Below are 19,959 nucleotides of genomic sequence, written 5' to 3'. Positions count from 1 at the left end.
CGCGGGCCGCGAGATCGCAGGGTCGCCCACTGCGCGGGCGACGGCACGCACCCGGTGTAGCCTGTCGCCATGGATTCACTGATCGCCGCCTCCGCGCGCGCGCTCGCCAGCGGCGACGCGCTCGGTGCCCTCAAACGGGTCGCCCTGCGCGACGACCCACCCGCGCTGGCCCTGCGCGGCATTGCCATGGCCCAGCTCGGCGAGCACCCGCGCGCCCGCGAACTTCTGCGTCGTGCCGCGCGCGGCTTCGGTGCGCACGAGGCGTTGTCGCGTGCGCGCTGCATCGTCGCCGAGGCCGAAGTGGCGCTGGCCATGCGCGACCTCGGCGGCTCGCCGCGCACGCTGGCGGCCGCCTCGGCCACGCTCGAAGCGCATGCCGATCGCGCCAACGCGCTGCAGGCGCGGCTCATCGCGGCGCGCAGGCTGCTGCTGCTCGGCCGCCTCGACGAGGCCACGGCCGCGCTGGCGGCGCTCGATGTGCGCGGCCTTTCCCCAGCACTCGCAGCAACGGCCGAGCTGGCTGCGGCAGAGCTGTCGCTGCGCTCATTGCGCGTCGATGCCGCACGGGCAGCGCTGGCCCGCGCGCACGAGGCCGCCGGCCATGCTCGTGTGCCGGCGCTGGTGGCCGAAGTGGCCGAAGCCCAGGCCGCACTCGACCGCCCGGCCGCGCGCCGCCTTCTCGCAAGCGGCGAACAGACGCTGCGCCTCGATGAAGTCGCGGCGCTGCTGGCCTCGAACGCGCTGGTCGTCGATGCCTGCCGCCGCGGCGTGGGCACCGGCGACACCTGGCGGCCGCTGGCGCGCCGGCCGGTGCTTTTTTCGCTGGCACGCGCGCTCGCCGAAGCGTGGCCCGGCGACATCGACCGCGAGGCCCTGATCGCCAGCGCCTTCCGCACCCGCCACCCCGACGAAACGCACCGGGCGCGCCTGCGCGTCGAGATCGGCCGGCTGCGCGCGCTCGTCAAGGCACTGGCGCAGATCGAGGCCACCCCGCAAGGCTTCGCGCTCAAGCCGCTCGACGCGCGCGATGTGGTGGTGCTGGCACCGCCCATCGACGGCGACCAGGGCTCGCTGGTGGCGCTGCTCTCCGACGGCGCGGCCTGGTCGACCTCGGCCCTGGCGTTGGCGCTGGGGGCCAGCCAGCGCACCGTGCAACGCGCGCTGGCCGAGCTGGAGGCCGCCGGGCGCGTGCGCGCCATCGGGCGGGCACGGGCGCAGCGCTGGCTGGCGCCGCCGCTCGCGGGATTCACGACGATCTTGTTACTCCCCGCCGCGCTGCCGATTGAATAGAGTTGCTCCCAAGGCGCCACCAGTCCGAGGCGCACCACGACAAGGAGCCAACGATGACGAGCAAGACAGCAAGCAGCAGCAACAGCAAGAACCGTGTGGAAGCCACCGTGCAGATGGCCGAGGTCGTGCGCGAATACGGCCCCTTCGCCGGGTCCAGCAACGTGGGCGGCGTGACGCATGACGGCCAGCGCGTCTGGGCCGCCGTCGGTGCCCACCTGGTCGCCTTCGACCCTGACAGCGGCAAGACCACGCGCACGCTCGACCGCGCGGCCGACGCCGGCACGGCCTTCGACGGCACGCACCTCTACCAGATCGCCGAGCAGCGCATCGACAAGATCGACCCCGTCACCGGCCACGTGCTCGCGTCGATCCCGGCGCCCGGCCACGGCGCCGACTCGGGCCTCACCTGGGCCGAAGGCAGCCTGTGGGTGGGGCAATACCGCGACCGCAAGATCCACCAGATCGATCCGGCGACCGGCGCGGTGTTGCGCACCATCGAATCGAACCGCTTCGTGACCGGCGTGACCTGGGTCGACGGCGAGCTGTGGCACGCCACCTGGGAAGGCGACGAGAGCGAGCTGCGCCGCATCGACCCCGACAGCGGCACCGTGCTCGAACGGCTCGAAATGCCGCGCGGCATCAACGTGAGCGGCCTCGAATCCGATGGGGCCGGCCTCTTCTACTGCGGCGGCGGAGGCAGCGGAAAAGTCCGCGCCGTGCGGCGCCCCAAGACCGGCAGGGCCTGACCCTCGCCGCAGCGCGCAGGCGACGAACACGCCTTCGCGCCGACAACCCCCTTTCGGTCTTCCGACCGGAGACGAGCGCGCCAGTCACCCGGCGGGTGGCGCCGCGCATGGACGAAGCGCGAACGGCCCACCGGGCCAAGGAGAAACTCATCATGAACACCGCCATGGCAGAAACAGCCACCCTGAAGAACCACCCCGTCGTGTCGAAAGACCGATGGCTCGCCCAGCGCAAGGCACTGCTGGCCCGCGAGAAGGAACTGACGCACCTGCGCGACCAGATCGCCCGCGAACGCCGCGCCCTGCCGTGGACGCGCGTCGAGAAGAACTACGTCTTCGACGCACCCGAAGGCCGGCGCGCGCTCGCCGACCTCTTCGATGGCCGCCGCCAGTTGCTGGTGCAGCACTTCATGCTCGGCCCCGACTGGGAACAGGGCTGCCCCAGCTGCTCGTTCATGGCCGACCACATCGAAGGCATGCGCCTGCACCTGGCGCACCGAGACACCGCGCTGCTGGTGGTCTCGCGTGCGCCGCTGGCCGAGATCGAACGCTTTCGCCAGCGCATGGGCTGGCAGTTCAAGTGGGTGTCGGCGCACGACAGCGACTTCAACTACGACTATGCCGTCAGCTTCAAGCCGCAGGAGTGGGCCGAGGGCAAGGGCGAGGTCTTCTACAACTACAGCGTGCGGCCCTTCCCCGCGCAGGAGGCGCCCGGCATCAGCGTGTTCTACAAGGACGACGCGGGCGAGATCTTCCACACCTACTCGACCTACGAGCGCGGCGTGGAAGTGATGATGGGCACCTACAACCTGGTCGACCTCACGCCCAAGGGCCGCGACGAGCACAACCCGCTCTACCCCATGGACTGGGTGCGGCACCACGACCGCTACGAGCCGGAACCCGTTGCGAAGCCGCAGGCTTCGGGTGGCGGGTGCTGCCACGCGCAGGGCTGAGAAGAAGAAGCCCGCCCTCCGAACGGAACGCTTCAGCTTCAGCACAGGGGCACGTCATGGCAAGCCTTTGGCCCTGGCTCGCGGTCGCGGGTGTCGGCGCCCTTCACGGGTTGAACCCCACCACCGGCTGGATGTGGGCTGCGGCCTGGGGCGTGCGCTCGCACGATCGGGCGCAGGCACTTCGCGCGCTGTGGCCGATCGCTCTCGGGCATGCCGCGTCGGTCGGGCTGGTGGCCGGCGCCGTGGCCTTCGGCCTGTCGATGGACCGCGCGGTGCTGCAGGGCGTGGCGGGCACGCTGCTGGTGGTTGCGGTGGTCGTGCACCTGTCGGGCCATGCGGCAAAGCGGGCCAGGGTGCCGGCGGGGCATGCCGGGCTGGCGCTGTGGTCCTTCATGATGGCCACCGCGCACGGCGCGGGGCTGATGCTGGTGCCCGCGCTGGTGCCGCTCTGCATGGGCGATGCGTCGGCACGGGAGATCACCGCATCGGGCTCGCTGATGCTGGCGCTTGCGGCCGTTGGCGTTCATACCGCGGCGATGCTGGTGGTGACCGGGCTGGTCGCCAGCGGCGTCTGCCGGGGTTTCGATGCAGGCGGGCGTTGGCTCAACCGCGCCCGACGGCGGCAACGATCGGTTCCGGAAGAATCGCCGTCAACGCAAAGTCGATCAGATGAAGCCAGGTCGCTTCGAGCTCCATGATGTTGTAGTGGTCCGAGTCGGCGATCGTCTGCACGCTGACGGGCGTCGGCCATGCGGCAATGAGTTTTTCGGAGCGCTCGTGCGGCACGACATCGTCGTGCGCGGCCAGCAGCACCTGGGTGATGGCCGCGACTTCCGCGCTGTGCGTGAGCGAGTCGAAGCGGTTGCGCAGCAGCAGCGACAACGGCACCAGCGGAAAGCGCCGCTTCGCGACCTCCAGCAAGGTGTCGTAGGGCGTGACCAGTTGCAGGCTCGCGAAGTTCTGCCGCGCCACCAGTTGAATGGCCACGCCGGTTCCCAGGCTGCGGCCGACGACATGCAGGCGCGCATGCGGGAAGGCCCGGCGCAGGTGGTTGGCGAACTGCTCCGCGTCTTCGACGGACGCGATCTCCGACGGGTGGCCTTGCGAGTCGGCCACACCGCGGTAGTTGATGGCCGCAAAGCCGAAGCCCTGCGGAAGCCAGTGCAGCATCTGCGCGGTGGCGCGCACGTCTTCGCTGCGGCCCGCGAAGTAGATGAACAGGTCTTGCAGCGCGGCTTCGCCTTCGGGGTGATAGACGTAGCCGCGCACCATGCCGCCGGGCACGATGTGGGAATAGGTCGAGAAGTCGTCGGACAGATGAACAACCGGCAGCTTTCGCGCGTTGAACAAGATATCGCCCTGGCGCGTGGCCAGGAGCGTCCAGTACGCCGCGAGGCTTCCGATGGCAGCCGCGGATGCCGACAAGGCAATGCGGAAGACTTTGTTGGATGACAAGGTGGGCTCCGGGGTCGAGGGAAATTGGGGCCATGGGAATGGCTTCGAACGAATGGCGCGTAGTTTCGCCTCGTTCTTCCCCGCGGATGCCCGCGACCGCGCTTGCGCCTGCAAGACGGCCGCTTTTCCCACACGCGGTGCCGCCCTCTTCCTACCTCGGCTTCAGCAGCGCGACATTTCCGCCCGCGCACAGATCGGCACGAAGATGCGCGTGCTTCCGCGCTGCACCAGCAAAGCCGCCGAGCCGTCGGCCACGTCCAGCTCCTGCACCAGCGCTTCGGCACTGCCGATGGCCTGGCCGTTGAGCGCAAGGATGAGGTCGCCGGGCTGCACGCCCGCGCGCGAGGCGGCCGCGTTGACGCGCTGCACCAGCAGCCCGCCTTCCACGCGCAGGAACTGCCGCTCGGCGGGCGCCAGCGGCCGCACCGCGAAGCCGAGCCGCGACGGTGCCGAAGGCGCATCGGCGGCATCGGCCTGCAGGCGCGGCGTGTCGAAGCCTTCGACCTTCACTTCGAGCACCTGCTCGGCGCGCTCGCGCCACACCATCAGGCGGATGGTCTCGCCTGGCGCCTGGTCGGCGATGAAGCCCAGCGCATCGGCCGCCTGCACCACCTCGCGGCCCTGCACCGACAGGATCACGTCGCCCGACTTCAGGCCGCCCCGGTCGGCCGCGCCGCGCGGCTCCACATAGTTGACCAGCGCGCCGGCCGGCCGCGGCAGGCGGAAGGTATCGGCCAGCGCCTGCCCCACCTCCTGCACCGACACGCCGATGCGCCCGCGCGTGACGGTGCCTGTCGACAGCAGCTGGTCCTTGATGCGCATGGCCGCATCGATGGGAATGGCGAAAGACAGGCCCTGGTAGCCACCGCTGCGGCTGTAGATGCGCGAGTTGATGCCGATGACCTCGCCGCGCAGATTGAACAGCGGGCCGCCCGAGTTGCCGGGGTTGATGGGCACGTCGGTCTGCAGGAACTGCATGTACTCGGCGCCCGGCAGCAGCCGCCCCTTGGCGCTGACGATGCCGGCCGTGACCGAGTTGCCGAAACCGTAGGGCGAGCCGATGGCGACCACGCCATCGCCGGGCTCGACGCTGGCCGGCTCGCCGATGCGCACGGTCGGCAGGCCATTCGCGTCGATCTTGAGCAGCGCCACGTCGGCCACCGCATCGAGCCCGATCAGCCGTGCCTTGAACTCGCGCCGGTCGGGCAGCTTGACGTTGATCTGCGTGCCGCGCGCCACCACGTGCGCATTGGTGAGGATGAGGCCGTCGGCGCTCACGATGAAGCCGGTGCCCAGGCTGCTTTCGTCCATGCCGCCCTGTTGCGGCAGCGTGCCGGGCGCGGGCACCAGCCAGCGGTCGCTGTAGCGGCGCACGGGCACCGAAGGCCGCTCCACGCCGATGTGAACCACGGCCGGGCCGTAGGTCTTGACCAGTTGCGCAAGCCCCGAAGCCGGCCACGGCATCGCGGCCTGCAGCGGCAGGCAAGGCGTCAGGCAAACAAAGGCCAACGCCGCTGCCACGCCGGCACGGCGCCAGCCACCGGCGCGCGACATCCTCATGCGCGGCACCCCGTTCAGGTGTTGGTGACGAAGCTCAGCGTGAGCTGCAACACCATCGGCTGGCGCATGTCGCGCGGCGGCGCTTCGGCCAGCGGCTGGGCGGTGAGCAGCGCGCGCAGGTCGGCGTCGGCCTGCGCATTGCCCAGCGAGTCGAAGGCCACGCGCTCGACCTTGCCGTTGGCCGCCACCCACACGCGCACCACCACCGGCGCGGGCGGCGCGGACTGGCCTTCCTTCAACATGCGCTCCTGCATCCAGGCATGCAGCCGCACCACGGTTTCGTTGGCCGGATCGCTCAGCGACGACTGCAACTGGTTGCCCGCGAGGTTGGCGTAGCTGATCCAGTGCTGCGGCACCGGCTGCTGCGTCTGTGCCTGCGCCGGGGCCATCACCGGCACGGTGGCGCTTGCAAGGCCCAGGCCGAGCCAGCCCAGTGCAAGGCGCAAACGGCCCCAGCGAGGCCGCGTTGTGGGAGAAGCGTTCATGGGTCTTTCGAAAGAATGAAATGTGAGGTCAGCCGCAAAGCACGCCGACCGACAGCGTCGATGCCCTGGCGGCCGGCGATTGCATCGGGCTCAACTGGGGACTGTCGCTTTCGGTGAAGGCGATGCCGTGACTGCCCAGGAACTGCCGCACCTGCGACGCGGGCACCGCCCGTACCTGGGTCGCGCCGCCCTTCACGCCAGCGGCCGATGCGGCGCGGCTCAGGGTGGTCATGCCCGAGGCATGCGGCGCGGCGGCCACGCGCTCCACCACCACGCCGAGCAGCAGGCCGTCGGCGCCCAGCACCGCGCTGCCGCTGGCGCCGGGCTGCACGCCCGACAGCAGTTGCAGGCCTTCGGCGCCGGGCACGGTCATGGCGTTGCTGAGCAGGCCGGCACGGTCGGGCAGGCGCTGCAGCACGGCATAGGCCTCGGCGAACACGCCGACGCTGCGGCCGGGCGCGGCGTCAGCGCGCGAGAGCGTGGCGCTCAGGTAGGGCTTGAGCGTGGTGCGCAGCACCGCGAGATCCAGCGCGGGGCTGGCCGCGATCACCGTGGCCTGCGACACCTGCGCGCCCTTCACGGCAAAGAGCGTGCGGCAGTCCGACACGGCATGCCGCGCGGTCAGCACGTCGCCGGCTTCGTTGAGGAAGACGCCGCTGGCGTTGGTGTCGGGCGGCACGACGGCATCCGCCGCGGCCATCGCCATGACGCATGAAAGGCCCGCCGACACCAGCAGGCGGCGGCGGACGGAAGAACGGGCAGAAGGCATGAGAGCGGTCAGGTGGCGCTGGATTCAAGGCGCTGCATCTAAGACGTAGCGCCGCGCGCAAGACTGCCGTTTGTCATGAAAACTTCATGTAAAGACAGCCCCACCCTTCGGCCCTGCGGCCTCGCTTATTGCCCCAGCAGCTGCCGCTCCTGCGCCGTGAGCTTCGCCTTCTGCGCCTCGGCCAGCTGCCCGCGGCCCAGCACCTGCACCGGGCTGTTCGCGTCGTAGCCCACCCTGGCGGCAGCCGCGCCGCGCTGCGCGGGCACCGCCGCGCCCTCGCCCGCAGCCTCGTCGCCGAAGCCGAGCACGCGCACGGTGAACACCGAGGGCAGCGCCTGCCGCTGCGCCGCGCGCTCGCGCTGCATCGCGTCCTGCGCCGCCGCCGTGGCCTGCGAGGCGGCGGCGCTGGCGTTGGTCAGCGCGCCGACGTTCACCGATGCCACCACCGGCAGCCCGGCCGATTCGCCCTTCACCTGGATGTTGGCCGCATTGACCACCTGCAGCGCAGCAAGGTTGACGCTGCCCGACACGCGGATGCCCGCCTCGCCGGCGTCGATGGTGCCGAGCGGCGCGATCAGGTCCATGTCGCCCGCCGGCACTTCCGGGATGGGCGCGAGCGTTGCCAGGCCGGCACCCGAGCTGGGCACCTGCGACGACAGCTTCACGTTGCCCACGTTGTCGTACACGCGCTTGGGCGGCGTGTAGACCAGCGTGGTCTTGGAGCCGCGGCCAGCGTTGATGTCGCCCTTTTCGGACCAGGCCAGCACATCGCCGCCGAAGGTGGTCATCACCCGCGACAGGCCCAGCAGCAGGCTGCCTTCGCTGAACAGCTGGATGTTGCCCATGCCCTGCGTGATGACGCCCGCGCTGCCCGGCGGCACCGCGCCCTGCACGCCCACCACGATCTGCCCGCCCGGCGCCAGCATCTGGATGTCGCCGCCGAAATCGGTGTGCACGCCCGAGGGGCCGTACATGATGATGTCGCCCTTGCGCACGATCTCCTGGCCTGCGGCGTCGAGGTCGGGGAACAGCGTGGCGATCATGCCGCGCCCGCGCAGGTAGCTGCCGTAGCGCGGGCCGTTCACGTCGTTGTATTCACGGCCACCGGCGCGCAGCTCGGCGAAGTACACGTTGCGCAGGAACACGCGCTGCTGCTCCGGCGCGAGCGTCCTGAAGTACGCCTGCGCACTGCCCGGGTCCTTCGCGTCCTTGCTGGTGGCGACGAAGCCGTAGCGTTCGGCCAGCCACGCGGCCAGCTCGACTTCGTAGGTCTTCACCACGCGGTCCGGCTGGCTGGCCAGCGACTCGCCGGGGCCCGATGCGGCGCGCTTGGCGGGGTCGAGGTAACGCTCGGCGATCGCCGAGAAGTCCAGCTCGCCGGCGCCCATGCCGGCCATCATCGAAATGCTGGCACCGGGGCGGGTATCGCCCTCGGCCAGCGCGCCCTGGCTCACCACGCTGGCGCGGTCGTCCTGCGTGATGTGGCGGCCGGCCGAAATCTCCAGCGCGCCCGGGCCGGCGACCCGCACGTTCGCATAAAGGATGTCGCGTCCGGCCTGGATCAGCGAGACGTCGCGCGGGTCGTTGTTGACGATCAGTGCATCAGTGCCGACGATGTCGCGCCCGGCGCGGATGCGCGCCGGCGCGGCCGAGCGGTTCCAGGTCTCGGCCGCGGGAAGGCCGGTCGCCTGCACCTTGCGCGCCGTGCCGCTGGCCAGGCCCAGGATGTCGCCCTTGACCGCATAGAACAGCGATGGCGGCGCATCGGCCGCGTGCAACGCACGGCTGCCCAGCGTGTCCGGCCCGAAGGCGAACAGCGGGAAGTTGTCGATCACCCCGTAGTTCGGCACCCCGGGCGACCCGATCATCGAGCCTTCCGAACTGGTGTTGTAGACCACAGGCCGCTGCAACTTGTCGTAGCCGACGAACGCAGGCGCCATCGGCGTCGGCAGCGGCGTGACCGCGCCCGACATGCCGACCGGGTAGCCGCCGCCGAACAGCGAGTTGCCCGCCAGGAACTCGAGCGCACCTGAAGGCGACGGCGCGAGCACCAGCGCGCGGCCGGGTGCCTGCACGGCCGGCGTGGCCGAGAAGCCGAAGTACAGGCTGCCCGAGGCGGCCGTCGCGCGCAGGATCGACGGGTAGACCGTGACGTTGTCGCTCATGTTGATGCTGCCCGCGTACCTGCCGGCCGGCTGCGCGTTGGCAAGGTCGGTGCCGGGCGTGAGGTTGCCGCCCGCACTGAACAGGTTGATCGCGGTGCGGTCGGTCCACAGCGTGAACCAGCTCTGGCCGATGCCGTAGTCCTGGCCGCCGAACCTGAACGCCGAGCTGTTCGGCACCTTGGCGCGGCCCGCGTCGGCCACGCTCGTGAGCACCAGGTCGCCCGGCGTGTCCAGGTACATCGCCGAATCGCCCGGCACGAGCACGATGCCGGCATTGCCGATGCCGATGGTCGAGGTGAAGGGGTCGATGGGGCGCGTGTCCATCACATCGCCCTCCTGGCCCGGAAGCGAGTTGGAGGCCTTGCGGTACCTGCGCTCGATGCCGCCGATGGCAGAGGCGGACACGTTGGCCGCGCCGCGCAGGTTGACCAGTGCGCCATTGAGGTCCTGGTACTGCATGTTGCCGCCAGAGCTTGCGTACTGCGCCGCGGCAAGGTTCGGATTGACGACGCCGCCGATGCGCAACTGCAGATCGCCGCCGCCGGTGAGCGTCATCTGGCCGTTGGCATCGACGCGGCCGGTGCTGCCGACCGCCGCCACGATGGCTTCGCTGCGCTGCCAGTTCTGGCCGTCGCCCAGCCGGGTGGTCAGGCCCGCGTCGCCGCCCGCGCGCAGCGTCAGGTTGCCGCCGCCCAGGGTGCCCATGCCGGTGAAGCCCACCAGGTAGGGCGCCGGGTCGATGTCGACGTCAAAGAACTGCTGGCTGGCCGGCAGCGCGTAGGTGCCGAAGTTGATCCACCACGACGTGGCGATGCGGTCGCTGCCGGCCAGTGCCGTGCCCGAACCCTGGCGCCACAGCCAGCTGCTTGCCGCGGCACTCGGCACCTGTCCGCGCTCGCCCGAGAAGGTGCCCCAGACATTGCCCACGACATTGCCGCCCACCGCGATGTCGAGGTTGCCGCCGTGCTCGGGGTACCAGGCCTGGTAGGCCGCGAGCGCGGCGCTGTAGTCCGCCGCCTGCGGGCCGATCACCGAGCCGTTGATGGTCTTGCCGCGCGGCAGGTTGAAGGGGTTCAGGCCGTTGGCGTCGAGCAGCGGCGCCGAGCGCGTGCCGGCCGTGTAGACGCCGAAGGGCGACGCCATGACGAAGTTGCCCGCCGCCGCCAGGCCCAGGTCGCCGGTGCCGGTGCGCAGCACGCTGAACATCGGCGACAGCGGCGTGTACTTGGTGATGTCCTTGACGGGGTTGATGACCGTCGTGCAGATGCCCGGCCCCCACTCGCAGACGGTGAGGTATTCCGGAGGGACCGGTTTTCCCTCGATGAAGCCCGGGTCCCAGTCGGCACCGTTGGGCCCCCACAGGAAGGACAGGCGCACCGGGTCGACGGCACACATGTCCGGGCCGCCCCAGTCGCAGTAGCCCGCATCGAAATCGAGTGGGTCGACCGGCTTTCCTTCCTCGAATCCGTAGGTGGCCCCACCCGGCCCCCACACGAAACCGGTGCCGCCCGGCGTGAGCTTGACGTTGTACATCGAGTGGCTGTCGGCCAGGATGATCGCGCCGCGCTTGGCGGGATCGACCGCGCGGCGGTCGGCCGAGTCCAGGTCGGCGCCGGCCGTGAACTGCATGCTCCAGCTGCTGGCGCCCTGCCCCAGCATCGGCGCCACGGCCCAGTTGCGGCCCTGCACGCCATCGACCACAGGCCGCAGGTTGATGGCCTCGTCGTTCGGCAACTGGACATCGGTCATCGACGGAATCAGAGCGCCGCGCGACAGCGCGATGGTGCCGTCGGCCTTCATCGCGACCGGCATGCGCACACCCTTGGGCCACACCATCGCCTGCACGCTGGCGTCGCCGCGCAGGGCCGTGCCGGCGCCCAGCTTCATGCCGCTGTCGAGCGACACGGCGTCGGCCAGCACCGTGCCGGCCTTCAGGCGGACGGTGCCGTCGGCGTTGTAGACGTTGGCGCGCAGCACCGTGCCGGCGGGCAGGGTGTAGGCCTCGCCCAGCGTCACGGTCACCGGCAGCACGGTGCCGCCCGGCAGCACCATGGCTTCGGCGGGCACGTCGTAGTTGAGCAGCGCGTTCTTCGGGAACACGGTGCCCTTGTCGAGCACCACGCCGTCGATCGGCACGACGATGTCGCCGCCGTCGGGCGTGAACGGAACGCCGAACTTCGTGCGCTGCTCGGTCAGGTACCAGCCCTTGTCGTCGGGCGTGGCCGGCGGTGGCGCAAAGCCGTCGTTGATGCTGCCGTAGATGTTGAGGTTGCCCCCCGCGCGGACCACCAGCACGCCGGGCTCGCCGAAGCCGCGCCGCGCCGGGTCGTTGCGGTCGGCACCGGGGCCGTAGCGGTAGGCCGAGAGGTCGATGTCGCCGACCACGCTGAGGTCGCCGTCGGCCGTCTTGCTGACGATCTCCACGCCGGGGCGCAGGTGGTAGTTGCCCAGGCCCGCCAGGCGCGCCGACAGCGATGCATTGCCCAGCGCCTTGTTCATGAAGGCGCTGTTGTCCGGGTCGACGACATCGTCGAAGAACTTCTGCGTGATGAGCTGCGGCGTGCGGCCGGTCACGTCGGGCGCGGCGGCGTACGGCAGCTCGCTGTAGGTGCGGAAGGCGTTGACCGCGACGCTCTTCGCGCCCTGGATCGCGGGTGCGCCGTTGACGTTCACCGCCACGTCGTCGTCGCCGCGCCGCGGTGCGTTCAGCGACAGCGTGCCGCGCGCCGCGCCGTCGTTGCCCTGCTGCGCGCTCACGCCGGTGCCCGCGCGCAGGTCGATGTTCGCGCCGCTGCCCAGCGTCAACGTGCCGTGGATGCTGCTGAGGTCGACCATGGCCCGGTTCGGGCTGTCGATGATCTTGCCGTAGCTGTCCACGCGCAGGCCGGTGGCGTGCGCGTCGAGCGAGCCATTCACCGTGAGGTCGTGCATGGCGGCCAGGCGGATCGAACCGACCTGGAAGCCGCTGGCGTCGATGCGGCCGTTGACGGTGAGGCTGCCGCCGTCCAGCGTCACCTCGACCTGGCGCGCCTTCACTTCGTCGCCGATGGCAAGGTCGCCCTGCTTGATCTGGAAGCGCCGCGCGCCGGTCACGCCGCCTTCGTTCAGGCGCGTGTTGAGGCCCGCGAAGTCGGCCACGCTCTGGGCGCGCACGTTGATCTCGGCCGCGTCGTAGGGCACCACCGTGCCGCCCGCGTCGTAGCTGCCGCTGGCCGTGCCGACGATGCGCCCGCCCAGGTCGACGCGGCCCGCGCCGGCGCCCAGCGCCGTGGCCTGCATCGTGCCGCCGCGGTTGTGCGTGGCCGACAGGTCGATCACCGAGCCCGCCGCCTGCACGATGTTCCCCGCCGTGCTCGACACCTCCAGGTCGCCGCCGCGGCTGTAGCGCGTCTGCTCGAAGAACTTCACCGCCTGCCCCGACAGGTCGATGCGCGAATTGGCGGACAGGGTCACGTCGCCGGTGGCCGCCAGCTGCAGCTTGCCCGAGGGCAGCCCGACCGTGCCGTCGATGGTGACGTTGCGGCCCGTGAGCGCCAGTTGCGCGCCCAGCGCCATGTCGCCGGCCGGCGTTGCACCGCCCGCCGGCGCGCTGACGACGATGTCGCCGCCGGCCGTGATGCGGTTGTTCGAGCCGGCCTCGCCGGTGAGCAGCGGCGTGCGCAGGTTGAGCTGCCCGCCGCTGTAGTCGTAGCCCTTGTCGCCCGCGTATTCGCCCTGGCGCTGGTACACGCCCAGCGTGCCCTTGGCGTTGGCGGTGATGCGCTCGCTCGCGTTCAGGTTGACGGTGCCGAAACCGACCGCCAGCCGGTCCGCCGAGAAGCCGGCATTGGGCTGCGTGTTGGGCGCGTAGCCCAGCACGATGCGCGCGGCCGACACGTCGAGCGTGCCGTTGCCCAGCAGGCTGCCGATGGCGCCGCCCGGCGCGTTCGGGCCGGGAAAAATATCGCCGCTGCCGGGCGGGCGCGGCGTCAGGCCGGTCCAGATGAATTCGCCGGTGGTGATCTTGGCGGTGTCGCCCGCGCCGCCGTAGCCATAGATGGCCGGCGTGCCCAGCACCAGCCGCTCGATCGACGACACGCCGGTCACGGGGTCGAGCGTGTCCAGCGACACCCCGCCGTAGATGTTGACCGACTCGCGCGCGTTCAGCACCAGCGTCTCGACCGCCGGCACGCCCTCGCCCTTGTTGCCGGCCAGCAGGCTCGCCAGGATGCCCTGGTTCATCGACAGGCCCGACGGCAGTTGCTGGTTTGCCGCCGCCTGCTGCAGCGCCGCTTCGCTGCCCAGGTTGACCGAGGACACGGCCAGCACCAGGTTCTTGGCGCCGTAGCGCACGTTGTCGGCCAGCGTGAACGAGCGGTTGGTGGCCACCGCCAGCGTGCCTTCGCCGTACAGCGTGGTGCGGCCGGCGCAGGCGCCGCTCGGGCACTCGCCGATCTGGACCGTGGCGGGCACGCCATCGCTGCCGGGAGGCATCAGGTTGATCCAGCCGTTCGACAGCCCCAGCACCGCAGTGCGGCCTGCCGAGAACACCACGCCGTCGGTGGAGTCGTAGGCCGGCGCGCCGGCGCCGAGCGTGTTCAGCGAAGCGCCCTGCTCCACCTGGATGCCATCGCCGTAGCCGCCGGCCACGAGAAAGATTTCGGCGCCGCGCAGCGTCGCTCCACTGCGCACGACGACTTGGCCGGTGTTCGAATTGAAGGTCGCGAAGTTGTCCGCGTAGCGCAGCTCGACCCTGCCGCCCAGGATCATCCGGGGCGCGCCGAAGGCATTCAGCTGGTCGGCCTGCAGCGACGTGCCTGCGAATCCGGCCGTACGCCCGGCGCCCGGCGCCGTCACCTCGAGGGCCGTGGCATTCACCAGAAGCGTGCCGCCGAAGCCTGTGCTGCCGGCCGCCGGGTTGAGCAGCGCCTTGCCGTCGAACTGCAGCATCGACACGCCATCCTTCGGCTTGGAATAGAAGTAGTCGAGCAGCAGGTTGCGCGCATCGGCCGCGATCTCGCCGCGCACGCCGCCGCGGCGTGCCGCATCGGCCGCCACGAAGGCGTCGTAGCCCATCGGGTTGTAGGTGGCGCTCTGCTTCACTGCCGCTGCCGGCGTGATGACCAGCTGGCTGGCCAGCGAAGACTTCACCGCCGTGTTGGCGATGCCCAGGTGGCCGCTCGCCACATGCGAGCCGTTGCCGACCGGCAGCGGCGTGGTCGGCAGCGCGCTTTCGGCGCCCAGCTCCACGCGGAAGGCACCGGGCAGCAGCGCATAGGTGGAAGGCATCAGCGTGTAGGTGCCGGCCTTGAGCCCGGCCACGTCGGCGTCCAGCGTGATCTGCCGGCCGATGGCCGGCTCCGATGCGCCCGCGTCCGGCGACACCGGCGCATAGCCGCCCGTGTAGCCCGGCACGATGGCGTAGACGCCGTTGCCCGCCTTGCTGAAGGTGTTGGCCGGGTTGGCATTGGCCAGCGGCGTGCGCAGCACGTCGACCGAGCCACCGCGCCCGGTGATGAAGCCGGCGCCCGTGAGTTCGCCACCGCCCGACAGGTCGAGCAGCGCGCCTTCGCGGCCGACCACGCTGTCGCCCGTGAGCAGAATGCCGCTGGTGCCGATGGCGCGCTTGTCGATGGGCTTGCCCGCGTAGCTGTAGCCGATGCCGTCGGTCGTGCCGCCGTAGGGCATGAGCAGGCCCGCGCCGCTGACCGAGGTGATGCTGCCCGGCAGCAGCTCCAGCAGGCTGGCGCGCGCATCGAAGGTGCTGCGGCCGTCCTGCCCCAGGATCAGGTTGCCCAGCGGGGCGCGCACGATGCCGCCCTGGCGCACCGTGCCGCCACCGAGCACCAGGGTGCCGAAGGCCGACTGCGGCATGGCCACGTCGCCTTCGACCTGGCGGCGGATGTCGAGCACGCGGCCCTTGTCGTAGCCCGCGACGATCTGTGCGTTGGCGCCGGTGGCCGGGTAGATCTGCGCGGCGGTGATCGTCAGGTCGCCCATGGTGGCCAGCTCGGTCGTGGTCGCGCCGATAAGGCCGAGCGTCGGCGTGCCGCCCAGCATGCGCACGTCGCCGCGGCTGGTCATGTTCACCTTGTCGAAGCCGCGGCGGTCGACCACCAGCGCGGGCCCGGTCTTCATGGCGATCTCGCCATGCGCGCCAAAGCCCACGCGGTCGCGAATGTCGATCTGGTCGGCCTCGGCCGTGAACAGCGCATCGCTCGTGCGCTTCGATGCGCCCTGGCGCCAGGTCGTGGCGTAGAGCACTTCGCCGTCCTGCTTGGGCGCGTTGGTCGTGCCGGCCAGCCGCAGGTAGGAGGACGCGAGCCGCACTTGCGAATCGGCCGCCGCGCCATCGGCCAGCGCGAAGCTGCCGGCGTAGATGCGCATGCTCTGCGCGGTCGACAGGTCGGCGTTGCCGTCGAAGCTCAGCAGGCCGTTGACCAGCAGCGACAGGTTGCCGAAGCCGCCAGCCTGCACCTGGTCGATGCCCAGCCGGCCCTTGCCATAGGCCAGCGCCGCATCGGCGTAGCCCGGCTTGAGCGTCGCGGGCAAACCGCTGGGCTGCTGCGTCTGCGACAGCACCAGTTCACGCGGCTGCCGGACTTCGTTGTCGACGGTGTAGAACTTCGAGAACACCGGCGTTTCGAGCGCCACCGCCAGCGTGCCGCCTGCGGCGTTGGCGCCGCCCGCGTGGGCGCGCAGCGTGCCGTCGAGGTAGAGGCTGTGCGCCGACTTGAGCACGATGCTGCCGCCGTCGCTGGCGACATCGAGCGCGCGCCACTGGCCGTCGGACGGCACGTCGATGGTCGTGCTGCTGCCCGAGGCATCGAGCACCGCGCCGGGCCGGATCACCAGCGCCAGGTCGGGCGCCTTGGCCGCGCCCTTGACCTCCCAGTCGAGCGCGCCGCCGATGGAGATGGTGCCGCCCTTGCGCACCGTGCCGTAGCGCCGGCCGCTGGCATCGACGCCGGTCTGCGCGCGCGCCGCCACGTCGAGCACCGCGCCTTCGCCGATCCACACCGAGCGGTTGTGCGCCTGCAGCGACGTGCTGTTCGGCGTCGTGAATTCGGGCGCCTCAATATCGATGGCGATGCTGCCGCCCCAGGCATTGAGCCGGCCGTCCACCACGAAGCTGCTCTTGCCGCCGCCGAGCAGGCGGATCGAGCGGCCCGGATCGACCGTCACCACCGAGCCCGCACCGATGACGACGTCGCCGCCTTCGATGACGCGGCGCTGCGCGCGCAGCACAAGATCGGCGCCCTGGCGCTGCACCACCTGGCGGTTGGGCACGTCCTGCTGCAGCAGCGGCGGCGTCCAGAGTTGCAGGCCGACGCCACCCTCGTTGCCCACCGACGTGTCGGGTTCGATGCGGTAGACCGGCATCGCCACGTCGAGCTGCGCGCCCGGCGCCACCGTCAGCCCCTTGTGGCCATTGAGGTCGTAGCTTGAAAAGCCCGACTGCAGGCGCGATGCGTCGAGCACCAGCATCGAGGCATCTGACATCGCGGGGTCCAGCCCGACCACCAGCGCATTGCCCGTTTCGATCTTCAGCGTGCCGCCGCCGTTCACGCCGTGGCCGCGGATTTCGCCGCCCAGCGACAGCAGGCCCTTGGCGTCGGTTGCGGTGGCGGCCGAGTCCGCCACCAGCGTCACGCTGCCGCCCTTGCCGCCCTTCTGCTTGCCCTTGGCCAGCAGCGCCGCGCCGGAAGACACGTCGATCAGGCTGCCCGTCTCGATCATCACGTCGTGCGCCGATTCGATGCGCACCGTGCCGCCATCGATGGCCGCGAGCACGGCCGTGTCTTCGGGCGACGTGCCCACGTCGACGCGGCGCCCGCGCAGGTCGAGCGTGGCGCCGTCGCGCAGCGTGACCGACGACACGTTCTTTTTTGCCAGCGCACGCGGCGGGGCACCGTCCACGGGTGACACGAAGATGTTGCCGGCCTCCAGCTTGCCGCCGCGCGCCGTGATGTTGGCGCCGATGTCGATGAACGCGCCGAGCAGGTTGACCTGGCCGCCGTCGGCCAGCGTCAGGGCCTTCTCGACCTTGAGTGTGCCGAGCGTGCCGATGTCCAGCACCGAGAGGTGCTGCGCATTCAGGTGCGCGCTGTCGAGCCACAGCGTGCCGATGCGGTCGGCGGCGAGCGCATCGCCCGCGGCCATCTGCTGCGTGATGCGCGCCACGTCGCCCAGGCGCACGTCGGTGTCGAACAGGTCGACGCGGCCCTGCGCCGCGTAGCGCCCCACCGCCAGCGCGCCGCCGCGCGCCACCGCCGTCTGCACCTGCCGATAGCCGTCGTCGATGGCATCACGGGCGCGCGTTTGCCGCGCGCCGTTGAACACCTCGGCCACGATGTCGCCTTCGAGCACGGCCGTGGGTGCGCTCACCACCAGCCGGCCTGCGTCGCGCCCGACCGTGTAGCCGTTTTCCAGCAGGCGCTGCGGCCCGATCAGCGGGTTGTAGAAATACTCGGTGTTCTTCTTGCCCCAGCGCGCGTGCTCGGCCTCGAAGCCCTTGTAGACGCCATCGAACAGCATGTCCGACGGCGCCTTGCCCAGGCTGTACAGCCGCCCGTCGCTGCCCTTGAGCCAGGTCTGGTTGATGAAGCCCGTCTGCACGTTCAGCGAGCCGCCCGACAGGTTGACGCTGGAGCCCGCCTGCGTGACCACCTCCGCGCCGCCCAGCACCACGGTGCCGCCCTGCGCGGCCCATTCGCCGATGCCGTGGCCCTGGTTGCCCAGGTAGCCGCCGACTTCGAGCAGCCCGCCCGCCGCATACCAGCGCTCGCCTTCGTAGCCGCCCACGCCGGGCGCCACGCGCACGAGGTTGCGCCGATCGATCCACACGTCGTTGTTGAAGAGCTTGCCGCTCTCGCGGTTCTGCGGCGAGTCGCGCAGCTCGTTGCCCTGCACGTTGACCTTGACGTTGTTCGACTCCATCGCCACGTTCACGCCCACCGCACCGGACACGTCGAGCTGCGCCTTGTCGGCCACGAAGCTGCGGCGCGCGGCACTGGCCGCGATCTGCCCGCCGGTGGCGAGCGTGAGCGAGTCGCCCTCGAAGTGGATGTCGCCGCCCGAAACGATCTCGATGCGCGACTGGTCGCGTCGGTCCGACAGCTTCGAGAGGTTGTCGAACAAGTCCGCCGGCGCGAGCGCGCGCAGTGCGTCTTGCGCGGCCGAGTCTTTCAAAAGCGCATCGCGCTGGCTGTCGAGCGCGCTGGCCTTGCCGTCGTCCTCGATCAGCACGGCCGTGACCGCGCCCTTGCCCACCGTCACGCTGCCGAGCTTGTCGGCGGCCGAGTTCAGCAAATGCACCGTGCCGCGCGCGCTGACCGTGGTGCTGGCCACGGCCACGCCGTCTTGCCGCACCTCGCGGCCCGCCAGCGTGATGTCGCCTTCGCGCGCCATGACCAGGCCCGTGTTGCTCACCTTGCCCGCCGTGCTGCCGGGCTCGAACTGCGGCGCCACCTCGTTGCCGCGCGTGGTCGAGAAAGTGTTGCCCTCGGTGCCCACGCCCTTGCGGATCACGAAGCTGTCGCCCGCCACCATCTGCGTCTGGCCCTTGCGGGTGGAGATTTCGCCCGCGTTCAACACCTCCTTGCCGAGCAGCAGCACATAGCCGCCGCCCTGCGTGACCGAGCCGGGCTCTTTGGTCGCGATGCGCGCACCGGCCTGCACCTCGACCTTGCCCAGGTCTTCCTTCAGCGTGGTGAAGCTCGGCGCGACACCGTTGGAGTAGATGCCGCCGGTGGTGAACTGCGAGTCCTTGATGTTCGCCGCGGCCGCCACCAGGTTGCGCGTGTCGACCTGGCTGCTGCCGCTGAACACCACGCCGTTGCGGTTGGCGATGAGCACCGTGCCGTCGCCCTTGATCTGGCCCTGGATCTGCGAGGGGCGCGCAGCCGGGTCGTTGACGCGGTTGAGCACCGCCCAGTCGGCCTGCTGCTTGAAATCGACCGTGGTGTTGCGCCCGACGTTGAAGGTCTCCCAGTTCAGGATGGCCTTGTCGCCGGTCTGCTGGACCGTCACCGTGGTGCGGCCCGCGGCCGTGTTGGAAGTCGGTGCGTTCGCGTTGTGCCAGCCGGCCGTGAGGCTGTTCGTGTCGACCTTCAGGCCGCCCTCGGCCAGGCCGTCGGGCACGCCGGTGCCGCCGTTCTGCGCGGCCAGCCGCGCCGCGGCCTGTGCCGCCTGCTGCGCGGCAATCGCCTGCGCCGCAAGGTTCAGGTTGCCGATGGAGCGCTGCAGTTGCTCGTTGGCCTTCTGCTGCTGCGCCAGCGGGTTCGTCAGCACCGAGGCCGGCGTGCCGTTCGGCAGGTAGCCCGTGGCCGCGGCCGTGCCCTGCGCCACATTCTTCTGCGCCATCCATGCCGCGCTGAATGCGCGCTGCGCCTGTGCGTTGCCCGCCAGCCCCGCCATGGCCAGTGCGATGGCGGCCGCGTGCGCGACCGGTGCGCGGCGGAATGTCTGTTTGCTCATTTCATACCCCAGAGGAAAACCCGTTCGCGTGATTGCGTGGCACGGCGGTGTGGCACCGCGCTCTGGTTAAGAGACCGGGCT

General features: G+C 70.8%; 9 protein-coding genes. 4 read left to right on the top strand and 5 right to left on the bottom strand.

What is annotated here, in order from left to right; all coding sequences use genetic code 11:
- Positions 1-69: 69 nt before the first annotated feature.
- The 4 genes from ACGLHS_RS04500 to ACGLHS_RS04485 all read left to right on the top strand — a co-directional run bounded on the left by ACGLHS_RS04500 (position 70) and on the right by ACGLHS_RS04485 (position 3,684).
- Positions 70-1,290, top strand: a complete 1,221-nt coding sequence (locus ACGLHS_RS04500; RefSeq protein WP_394477241.1) for a helix-turn-helix domain-containing protein — start codon at positions 70-72, stop codon at positions 1,288-1,290.
- 53 nt (positions 1,291-1,343) lie between these two features.
- The gene (locus tag ACGLHS_RS04495) at positions 1,344-2,036 is read left to right on the top strand and encodes a hypothetical protein (protein WP_394477239.1); all 693 of its coding nucleotides are present in this window, start codon (positions 1,344-1,346) and stop codon (positions 2,034-2,036) included.
- Between the two features lie 152 nt (positions 2,037-2,188).
- A complete protein-coding gene (locus ACGLHS_RS04490; protein WP_394477237.1) occupies positions 2,189-2,986 on the top strand; it encodes a DUF899 domain-containing protein in 798 nt (265 codons plus the stop codon).
- A 56-nt stretch (positions 2,987-3,042) separates the two neighbouring features.
- A complete protein-coding gene (locus ACGLHS_RS04485) occupies positions 3,043-3,684 on the top strand; it encodes a hypothetical protein (protein ID WP_394477229.1) in 642 nt (213 codons plus the stop codon).
- On the opposite strand, the gene ACGLHS_RS04480 is transcribed toward ACGLHS_RS04485, so the two are convergent.
- The 5 genes from ACGLHS_RS04480 to ACGLHS_RS04460 form a co-directional block, all read right to left on the bottom strand.
- Positions 3,590-4,441 carry an alpha/beta hydrolase gene (locus ACGLHS_RS04480; protein ID WP_394477227.1) on the bottom strand — a complete coding sequence of 284 codons (852 nt, stop codon included), beginning with the start codon at positions 4,439-4,441 and terminating at the stop codon, positions 3,590-3,592. The genes ACGLHS_RS04485 and ACGLHS_RS04480 overlap by 95 nt on opposite strands.
- A 162-nt stretch (positions 4,442-4,603) precedes the next feature.
- Positions 4,604-6,001, bottom strand: a complete 1,398-nt coding sequence (locus ACGLHS_RS04475; protein ID WP_394477225.1) for a trypsin-like peptidase domain-containing protein — start codon at positions 5,999-6,001, stop codon at positions 4,604-4,606.
- A 14-nt stretch (positions 6,002-6,015) separates the two neighbouring features.
- Positions 6,016-6,486: a YbaB/EbfC family DNA-binding protein gene (locus tag ACGLHS_RS04470; RefSeq protein WP_394477223.1), complete on the bottom strand. Its 471-nt coding sequence runs from the start codon at positions 6,484-6,486 to the stop codon at positions 6,016-6,018.
- Positions 6,487-6,514: 28 nt separating this feature from the next.
- Positions 6,515-7,255: a serine protease gene (locus ACGLHS_RS04465; RefSeq protein ID WP_143012421.1), complete on the bottom strand. Its 741-nt coding sequence runs from the start codon at positions 7,253-7,255 to the stop codon at positions 6,515-6,517.
- Between the two features lie 125 nt (positions 7,256-7,380).
- Positions 7,381-19,878, bottom strand: coding sequence for a filamentous haemagglutinin family protein (locus ACGLHS_RS04460; protein ID WP_394477220.1), 12,498 nt, complete (start codon positions 19,876-19,878; stop codon positions 7,381-7,383).
- Positions 19,879-19,959 lie beyond the last annotated feature (81 nt).

Source organism: Variovorax sp. VaC1 (genome assembly GCF_043658315.1).
In the GTDB taxonomy this organism is placed as follows: domain Bacteria; phylum Pseudomonadota; class Gammaproteobacteria; order Burkholderiales; family Burkholderiaceae_C; genus Variovorax.
This window is presented reverse-complemented; position numbering and strand designations above follow the sequence as displayed.